We start from the raw sequence: 2,325 nt of genomic DNA on the forward strand, positions 1-2,325 counted from the left end.
CTGCCAAGAGCATCGCTGGGTAGCTATGTGTGGCCGGGATAAGTGCTGAAAGCATCTAAGCATGAAGCCCCCCTCAAGATGAGATTTCCCATTACGCAAGTAAGTAAGATCCCTCAAAGACGATGAGGTAGATAGGTTCGAGGTGGAAGCGCGGCGACGTGTGCAGCTGACGAATACTAATCGATCGAGGACTTAACCACAATTTTGAATGGCTTTCAATGGCCCGTTTATCCAGTTTTGAGTGAACAAKAAATAGTTTTTTAAWAWAATAAAAAACACTTGTAAATCTCGTSAGACTTGATATAATAARTCTTGTCTTAAAAAATTAATACCCAGTCCAGTGATAATGGCAAAGAGGTCACACCCGTTCCCATACCGAACACGGAAGTTAAGCTCTTTAGCGCCGATGGTAGTTGGGGGTTTCCCCCTGCAAGAGTAGGACGTCGCTGGGCGATTYATTTCGGAGGATTAGCTCAGCTGGGAGAGCATCTGCCTTACAAGCAGAGGGTCGGCGGTTCGAGCCCGTCATCCTCCACCAWATATTTTTAMAGTGTGCCGGTGTAGCTCAGCTGGTAGAGCAACTGACTTGTAATCAGTAGGTCGAGGGTTCGACTCCTTTCGCCGGCACCATTAATTCTTTTAGAGCCATTAGCTCAGTTGGTAGAGCATCTGACTTTTAATCAGAGGGTCGTAGGTTCGAATCCTACATGGCTCACCATTTTTWAAATACTAAGTTGCGGGTGTGGCGGAACTGGCAGACGCACTAGACTTAGGATCTAGCGCCGCAAGGCGTGGGGGTTCGACTCCCTTCACCCGCACCATTTTTTATAACAACATACGAGCGGAAGTAGTTCAGTGGTAGAACATCACCTTGCCAAGGTGGGGGTCGCGAGTTCGAACCTCGTCTTCCGCTCCATAGATTTCTTAAGTGCCGGGGTGGCGGAACTGGCAGACGCACAGGACTTAAAATCCTGCGGTAGGTGACTACCGTACCGGTTCGATTCCGGTCCTCGGCACCATCTTTTAAAACAWYATAWTTAGCGCCCGTAGCTCAATTGGATAGAGTACTTGACTACGAATCAAGCGGTTAGAGGTTCGAGTCCTCTCGGGCGCGCCATATTTTTTAACTTCGGGAAGTAGCTCAGCTTGGTAGAGCACTTGGTTTGGGACCAAGGGGTCGCAGGTTCGAATCCTGTCTTCCCGACCAGTATTTWTATCCCTTTTTAGGGGCCTTAGCTCAGCTGGGAGAGCGCCTGCCTTGCACGCAGGAGGTCAGCGGTTCGATCCCGCTAGGCTCCACCAACATTTTATAAAGATCCTGGCGGCCTAGCTCAGCTGGCTAGAGCGTACGGTTCATACCCGTGAGGTCGGGGGTTCGATCCCCTCGGCCGCCATTATTAAAGGACCTTTAGCTCAGTTGGTTAGAGCAGACGGCTCATAACCGTCCGGTCGCAGGTTCGAGTCCTGCAAGGTCCACCACTTATATATCTCGGAGGTATACCCAAGTTTGGCTGAAGGGATCGGTCTTGAAAACCGACAGGGGAGTAAAATCCCGCGGGGGTTCGAATCCCTCTACCTCCTCCATTTTACTAAGTGTGTGGTAAATAACTTTATAAAACATTAAGACACTCAAGTTATAATTCGCTTTCTATAAAGAAATCGAAAGGTTGATTTTCAATCTAACTTTCTCTATAAAGAAATCGCGAGGGTGGAGCAAATCGCCAAACAAAGATGGCGATTAACATCGAAGCAGGCGAAGCCGATGCAGATGTCCACTACGACATAAGCGTTGTATCATAGTGTTTGTACATATTACATTATCGCGGGGTGGAGCAGCACGGTAGCTCGTTGGGCTCATAACCCAAAGGTCGCAGGTTCAAATCCTGCCCCCGCAACCAAATGGTTCCGTGGTGTAGCGGTTAACATGCCTGCCTGTCACGCAGGAGATCGCGGGTTCGATTCCCGTCGGGACCGCCATTTTTATTAAGTAATTTTTAAAGAATTTGAGATAAGCAAAGAAGGTCGAGGAAGCAATTGAGTAAAGGAAGGAGCGTACTAAAGTACGTGACTGACTGAACGAAAGAAGCTGACAAAGAGATTCAAAGCTTAGCACAAATTCAATGTGGCTCAGTAGCTCAGTCGGTAGAGCAAAGGACTGAAAATCCTTGTGTCGGCGGTTCGATTCCGTCCTGAGCCACCATAATGCGGGTGTAGTTTAGTGGTAAAACCTCAGCCTTCCAAGCTGATGATGAGAGTTCGATTCTCTTCACCCGCTCCAATTTTTTGTGGGCCTATAGCTCAGCTGGTTAGAGCGCACGCCTGATA

At 48.5% G+C, this 2,325-nt stretch carries 16 tRNA genes and 2 rRNA genes; all 18 read left to right on the forward strand.

From position 1 onward, the window contains the following. Window positions 1–200, forward strand: a 23S ribosomal RNA gene (locus AC1DOS_RS19395); the annotation flags it as partial. A gap of 136 nt (window positions 201–336) precedes the next feature. Beyond that, window positions 337–452: ribosomal RNA gene (gene rrf / locus AC1DOS_RS19400) — 5S ribosomal RNA — on the forward strand. Window positions 453–462: 10 nt separating this feature from the next. Further along, window positions 463–538, forward strand: a tRNA-Val gene (locus tag AC1DOS_RS19405). A 16-nt stretch (window positions 539–554) separates the two neighbouring features. Continuing rightward, window positions 555–630: transfer RNA gene (locus AC1DOS_RS19410), tRNA-Thr, on the forward strand. A gap of 12 nt (window positions 631–642) precedes the next feature. Continuing rightward, window positions 643–718: transfer RNA gene (locus tag AC1DOS_RS19415), tRNA-Lys, on the forward strand. An 18-nt stretch (window positions 719–736) separates the two neighbouring features. Next, window positions 737–821 (forward strand) — tRNA-Leu (locus AC1DOS_RS19420). A gap of 20 nt (window positions 822–841) precedes the next feature. Next, window positions 842–916, forward strand: a tRNA-Gly gene (locus AC1DOS_RS19425). 14 nt (window positions 917–930) lie between these two features. After that, a tRNA-Leu gene (locus AC1DOS_RS19430) sits at window positions 931–1,019 on the forward strand. A gap of 21 nt (window positions 1,020–1,040) precedes the next feature. Continuing rightward, a tRNA-Arg gene (locus tag AC1DOS_RS19435) sits at window positions 1,041–1,117 on the forward strand. A gap of 13 nt (window positions 1,118–1,130) precedes the next feature. Further along, window positions 1,131–1,207: transfer RNA gene (locus AC1DOS_RS19440), tRNA-Pro, on the forward strand. A 19-nt stretch (window positions 1,208–1,226) separates the two neighbouring features. Continuing rightward, window positions 1,227–1,302, forward strand: a tRNA-Ala gene (locus AC1DOS_RS19445). Window positions 1,303–1,320: 18 nt separating this feature from the next. Then, window positions 1,321–1,394, forward strand: a tRNA-Met gene (locus AC1DOS_RS19450). 8 nt (window positions 1,395–1,402) lie between these two features. Beyond that, window positions 1,403–1,479, forward strand: a tRNA-Ile gene (locus AC1DOS_RS19455). Between the two features lie 12 nt (window positions 1,480–1,491). Then, window positions 1,492–1,584, forward strand: a tRNA-Ser gene (locus tag AC1DOS_RS19460). A gap of 237 nt (window positions 1,585–1,821) precedes the next feature. Beyond that, a tRNA-Met gene (locus tag AC1DOS_RS19465) sits at window positions 1,822–1,898 on the forward strand. A gap of 3 nt (window positions 1,899–1,901) precedes the next feature. Beyond that, a tRNA-Asp gene (locus AC1DOS_RS19470) sits at window positions 1,902–1,977 on the forward strand. Window positions 1,978–2,124: 147 nt separating this feature from the next. After that, a tRNA-Phe gene (locus AC1DOS_RS19475) sits at window positions 2,125–2,200 on the forward strand. A 4-nt stretch (window positions 2,201–2,204) separates the two neighbouring features. Continuing rightward, window positions 2,205–2,278 (forward strand) — tRNA-Gly (locus AC1DOS_RS19480). Window positions 2,279–2,325: the final 47 nt, after the last annotated feature.

The sequence above is a fragment of the Paenisporosarcina sp. P5_A11 genome (assembly GCF_056400705.1).